4 protein-coding genes are annotated in these 5,818 nt (G+C 54.7%); 1 reads left to right on the plus strand and 3 read right to left on the minus strand.

The genetic code is table 11. From position 1 onward, the window contains the following. Positions 1-1,041 precede the first annotated feature (1,041 nt). Complete coding sequence (locus tag ACIQUB_RS31380) at positions 1,042-1,281, minus strand: DUF6894 family protein (RefSeq protein ID WP_018901330.1); 240 nt, start codon at positions 1,279-1,281, stop codon at positions 1,042-1,044. Positions 1,282-1,290: 9 nt separating this feature from the next. Beyond that, positions 1,291-1,500 (minus strand): hypothetical protein, encoded by a 210-nt coding sequence (locus ACIQUB_RS31385; protein WP_018901329.1) that lies wholly within the window; start codon positions 1,498-1,500, stop codon positions 1,291-1,293. A 175-nt stretch (positions 1,501-1,675) separates the two neighbouring features. On the opposite strand from ACIQUB_RS31385, the gene ACIQUB_RS31390 reads away from it, so the two are divergent. Then, positions 1,676-2,776, plus strand: a complete 1,101-nt coding sequence (locus tag ACIQUB_RS31390) for a DNA topoisomerase IB (protein WP_402935911.1) — start codon at positions 1,676-1,678, stop codon at positions 2,774-2,776. 27 nt (positions 2,777-2,803) lie between these two features. On the opposite strand, the gene amyA is transcribed toward ACIQUB_RS31390, so the two are convergent. Beyond that, on the minus strand, positions 2,804-4,291 hold the full coding sequence (amyA, locus tag ACIQUB_RS31395) for an alpha-amylase (protein WP_402935914.1): 1,488 nt from the start codon (positions 4,289-4,291) through the stop codon (positions 2,804-2,806). Positions 4,292-5,818: the final 1,527 nt, after the last annotated feature.

Below are 5,818 nucleotides of genomic sequence, written 5' to 3' on the forward strand. Positions count from 1 at the left end.
TGCCGATGACACAACTCAGGCTTGACCATTCCAATATTCGCCGACAATGATCAACTCAGACCCAGGGACGCTCGGCGCATCCGGCTTCGCTTCACCGACGCGTCCGGTATAATGCGGGAATGAGCGTCCGGTTAAAGATCGGAATTCCTGTCCGGTTTCATTGGAATACGCAAATCAACACGACAGATCGCAGAGCGGATTGCTAAAAGCTCCAACAACGCGTGGCTAATCATCGACCAGGACGCTCCGATCATTGAGGAGATCAAGCCGGCCCGTCAACAATCTGAGCATCAAGCTCCACCGCTGAAAGCCAGCCGCAACTGCAGCAGGGCAGATTTTCCCGCGGCAAGGTCGACGAGAAAAATCCCTGCGATCTCCTTTAGGGTCACGAACCGTGATGCTGAACGTCGATCCCCGCGCAGAGAACTGACTACAGAGCGCCAAAGCACCTGCACCAATGCCGCGCCTTTATCGGGTGGCTCCCCAGAACCATGCTACCGCAGCGACGATACCGACCGCGGTAAGCGGGCGTTCCTTGACGATGTCTTCAACACTCTTGAGGATTGACTTTGCTTCAGCCTTCCCAACAGCCACTGCACTGCTAGCAACTTCGGAAGCTTGGTCCGACAGGCGCTGAGCGTCACGGCGAAGAGCGCGGACGCCTCCATGATGCTCAAGCCCGCCGAGCTCACCGGTCGACCTCAAAGCTTCGTCTACAAGCGGAGCACCATCACGAGCATCAGTGGACTTTCCACCGACGGTGGAGGCGACTGACGGCTGGACCGCCGAAACGGGATCAGACGCAGGGAAGCTGTCTTCTAGGCCCTGTTCGAGAGTATCGGGGTTTGCAGTGCGCCGCCGGGACTTCTCTGCATTGTACGACTGGACTGCGGGCGATTTGGTCGGATCTGCCATTTTCTGTACCTTTTCTATTATGACTTTTATAACATCCGGCTGCGATTTAGGTTCCGGTGCAGACTCATTCCACGAGCAAAGCTCGGAGAGCCACAAGCAAAGCTTGGCGGGTGTAACGGCTCCGTCCTACGATCTCTTTTCGATCTGGTCGAACGTAAGTCTCAGTTCCACAATCGGTCTCCTTTCAGCGTCGAAAATCTCGATACTCATCATGTCTGCGAACTCATCGGGCGATCCTTTTGCCACCAACTCGCGGAGCAACGTCCTACCCTCGGAACGAGCTTCATCAAGAGTGTCGATCTCGTGCTGGATCTCAGTGACGTCGCCTACGCTCCCGTCTACAAGCTGAAAGATGAATGTGGGCATCAGTTTGGCTCACAGACTGATGTCGGCGACGATGACCTGAAACAACGGCTTACGGCGCTTGGCCGCCATCAAGAGGTCGAGCTCCACTGATGACGGCCCGAAGCGTTGGAACAGATCTTCGGCATCGTGCTGATCCAAGGCGTATTTCGCGCGAAACTCTTCGAGTGAATATGGCTTGCCTCGTAGAGCTCTCCCACGCTCTGAAACCTTTTCTTTCATTTTCAGCCTCCTTCGTTTGGCGGGCAAATGCCGATGAGAAGGATTTGTTCCGCTTGCAAAGCGTTGAATGGGATTGGATCGCACAAGCCAAGTCGCATCGCGCGGGCTGGCGTCTCGAATTTACGTTCAATGACCGGCGGTGGGAACGAAATCCGGTTCTAGAGGTTACCGCGACATGAACCAGACCCTTACTGATATCGATACGATTGCCGTCGAGGCCAAGCTTGCGTCGGGCCTTGTCTACGTTCCTGGATTGGAGACAGGGATCACCCGAAAAATGGGAGCGAGGGGATTTCTGTATTACCAGCCGGATGGTCGTCGGATTACCCAGACTGCCGAAATAGCGCGACTGAACGCGCTCGCCATTCCGCCTGCCTACACCGACGTCGTCATTTCCACGAACCCGTTCTCGCACCTGCAAGCTATCGGAAAAGATGCGCGAGGACGACGCCAGTATCGTTATCATGCTGACTGGCATGCTGAACGAGGCAAAGCGAAATTTGAGCGATTAGCAGACTTCGCGCACCATCTGCCAGATCTTCGTGAAAGGGTCGACAACGATTTGCGGTCGCGCGGGCTGAATATGAGTAAGGCGCTAGCAACAGTGGTCTGGATGCTGGATAACCTCTACATCCGCATTGGCAACGCCGCATATGCGCAGACAAACAAATCGTTCGGCCTCACCACCTTGCGAAACCGCCATGTGCAAGTCGAAGGCGGGAGTGTGAAGTTCCGCTTCAAAGGCAAATCCGGCAAGGAATGGAATTTGGCCCATAGTGACCGCCGGATAGCCAACGTCGTTCGCAAACTACAAGAATTGCCTGGCCAGCATTTATTCCAGTACGTCTGCGACGAGGGCGGCTGTCGTCAGATTGCCTCCAGTGATGTGAATGCGTACATCCAGGAAGTGACCGGCGAGGAATTCAGCTCTAGGCAGTTTCGGACCTGGGGTGCGACTTGCATGGCAGTGGAAGCATTAGCCTCGGCCGAGGTAGCGGACACAAAAAGAGCGCTCGCACGCCAGCTCAATGAGGCGGTAGATCAGGTCGCCGCCAAGCTGGTTAATACGCGATCTGTATGCCGGTCGTCCTACATACATCCAGCTGTCTTTGAGGATTTTGAAGCTGGAACTCTCAGAGAAGTGCTCAAGTTCAAAACGCGAAGCGAACGGCTCCTTCAGTGGATGGACGAAGAAGAAATTCGGGTCATCAAATGGCTGAAAGCGAGAAAGCTTAGCGACGTCGCTGAAGGTCCGCAGCCGGAAAAACGACCTTAGGTTTATTTTGTGTGCATGCCTCAGCGATTAAAGGGCGTCACGCCGGACCCAGACACTGACACTTCCGCCATTTGTGGGGAAATTGGCACGACCTTGTTCGTCGACAGTCACTTCAGCCTCATGATGACCCAAGAAGTCTATGAACAACGTACTAGACTGGTTTGGACCGAGATCAACCGAGATCTCTCCGGCCGCACCATTGGACATGACAACCACGCAGCCAGGCTCGGTTTCGGTTCCATGACGCGTGAAGCCAATCACGCTGGGATCATCGAATTGATCGACCTGCGGCCCGTTAGCGAACCGCTGACGCGCCTCGATTAATTTGGGCAAGCAACCGATTGCTGGCATCTTTACCAGGTGCTGGCTCTCGTCGGTGCCCTTGTCGCTGTATTCCGCACCGTACAGATCCGGATAGAAAACGCACGGCGTTCCTTGTTCGCGAAGCAGGATCAGTGCGTAGGCCAGCGGCTTGAACCAAGGCTCAACAGTAGCTTCCAGCGACTGCAGTGGCTGTGTGTCATGGTTGTCGACAAGCGTCACGGCATGCTGGGGGTTGGCCGATACAAGCGACCCGTCGAAAATGGTCCGCATGTCGAAATCTCCACCCGCCTTGGAGGCATCATGGAAACGATGATGGAGCGCGACGTCAAAAAGCATAAGCTGCTTGTCGACGAGTTCCAGATAGTTCGTGAGCGTTCCCATATCGGGATGCCAATATTCGGCGACGACGAATAAGTCGTCGCCGACAGTCTCGCGCATATGGCCGACCCAGTCCTTGAAAAACCAAGCTGGAATATGCTTCGCCGCATCCAATCGGAAGCCCCCAACCGGAACCTGGTCGGAAAACCAGCGTCCCCAGTATTTCAGCTCTTCATAGACGGCCTTGTTGCGGAACTCGACATCAGCACCCATCAAGTAGTCGAAGTTTCCAAGCTCATCATCAACTTCGTCGTTCCACTGGCCTTCGCCATACTCATTCATCAGTCGGAACACACCACTTTCATTGGGCTCTTCGATCAGGTCGACGCCGCTGAAGCACTGTTTGTCCCAGATGAACTCTGAGTATTTTCCGCCGCGACCGGGGAAGGTGAAGCGCGTGTAGGCGAGAGCCTCCACGTCGTCTTCCGCGATTTGCCTACGATCGCCTGCATCGACGCGTCGAACGACCACCCGTTCCTTCTCGTCGGCACCCATTTTGTGGTTCAGTACGACATCGTGGATCGGACGAATGCCGTGATCCACAAGGGCCCGGCAGCTAACCTCAAAGGCGGCCCTGTCACCATACTTGGTCGCCCTGCTCCCTTTTTGATCGAACTCCCCAAGGTCGAAGAGATCATAGGTATCGTATCCTACAGAGTACGCTCCTGATGCCCCCTTGTAGGCGGGTGGCAACCACACGTCAGTTATCCCCAGCTCCGCGAGATCTGAAGCCTTCGCGGCAACCTCTTTCCAGAGACGGCTGTCGCCCAGCGAGTACCAGTGGAAGAATTGGAAGAGCGTCCGCTTGATCATCATTGCCCCAGAATGAAATTTGTTATGCGGTGGAATGACTTGGCCTTAAGGCACCATCTGCGGGAACGACTTACCGGACTTTGCCGGGCAGACGGCAGTTTGACAGCAGCTCCTGGAGAGTTGCAAATTCTCCGAACAGCTTCAAAAGATCGCGTTTCTGCTTGTCGTCCAACCCCTGGTGGTCGGCAAACTCGACCACCCTCAGCACCTTGCGAACTCGGTCCGTTGTAAAGCCTGTAGTTTGAAAATGATTACTCACATTGCCCCCTCAAATTATGCGCGTAATAAATGTGTTTCGCGGCAATTGGTTCCACAGGCATCGAGCGGAAAATGAGGGATGAAGCTTTTTTTGAGAAGCTAGCCCAAGTTTATCATGGCCGCCTTGCTGGAAGGGGGTAGCGACTTTCGCGCAGCTCAAATTGAACCACTGTCAAGGACTTCTGGAATTGCGCTCGCAGCACCGCAATAATCTATTCTGCGATGATCAACGGTGATAATGGCAGTCGTCTAGGACGGATGCGACCACCAAAACCACCCTCAATTCAATCCAGGGCACCATTGAAGTGGTTTCGGCTGGTCTAGCCTAAGTCACGGCGTGGCCTACAAAGCCGACAGGTCTATCGTCTTCTGTTTAATCGACGGAGTGGGCGTGGATTACCTACCGGGGTTGGCAGTTGCTCGACTGCGGCTTACGTTACGTCAGATCCCGCTGCCACAGATGCCACAGTCCGCCACCGAAAACGATGAGCACGACGGCTGCGAGTAGAAAGGCTGTGACTGGGGACGGCAGATACAGGTAAATGCATATCATAGCCATAATTGCGATCCCCCCAAGGGCGATAACGGTTCCACGTCCCATGTCAGCTCCCCTGGTCGTTGGTCTAAAAACGCTCCTTGAGACGCCAAGTTCCCTCTCTCCGATCGTCCGCTCGGCATCACTAGAACGCTTCCACACCCAGGTGGCAACTTAATCTCGTGAATGTCAGGCTTCACGCCAGTCATGTTAAATCCAAGTTTAGCGACCAAAGTTTAGAGGAAAGCTCTTACGGCGAACGCGTTGAGATCGCACAACAATGCACGTTGTAGGTGGTGCGGGCGCAGCAGCCCGATATCAGAGGCGATCTCCTGGAACCATCCTTGCAAACGAAGCTTCTTTCCGCCCTGGTCATTTCGCTGACGAAGTGGCCGGCAGAAACTTCCGCCTTCTTCAAGCCAGGAGAGTATATCGGAGGCTCGAGTGCATCGCTCAGGCGCGGGACACGATCACCGAGATCCTGAGCCTTTGGAACCGCCTCCATATTAGTCCGATCCACGACGACAAACATCGTAAACGCGGCTTGTCGGGGTCCCACGGTTATAGCGCGGCGATCAGGATGAGACGCCGCATTGCCTCACTAGAAATGTTCCCCAATTGTTGGCCGTTGCCTCATCCGATTTGCTCCCAGCATTTGTGGGTGAGGAGCAAATCAGATGAGGCTGATCAGCGTGACGACGAAGAAGGAATTGGTTGCTGCTTTGGCAAAGCGC

Origin of the sequence: Rhizobium sp. NPDC090275, assembly GCF_044772225.1 — a bacterium.
Taxonomy (GTDB): Bacteria; Pseudomonadota; Alphaproteobacteria; order Rhizobiales; family Rhizobiaceae; genus Rhizobium.

Excerpts from the sequence above, each read along its gene's own strand:
- ACIQUB_RS31385 (WP_018901329.1), bottom strand. The coding sequence starts at position 1,500 with ATGAAAGAAAAGGTTTCAGAGCGTGGGAGAGCTCTACGAGGCAAGCCA.
- ACIQUB_RS31390 (WP_402935911.1), top strand. The coding sequence starts at position 1,676 with ATGAACCAGACCCTTACTGATATCGATACGATTGCCGTCGAGGCCAAG.
- amyA (WP_402935914.1), bottom strand. The coding sequence starts at position 4,291 with ATGATCAAGCGGACGCTCTTCCAATTCTTCCACTGGTACTCGCTGGGC.
- ACIQUB_RS31380 (WP_018901330.1), bottom strand. The coding sequence starts at position 1,281 with ATGCCCACATTCATCTTTCAGCTTGTAGACGGGAGCGTAGGCGACGTC.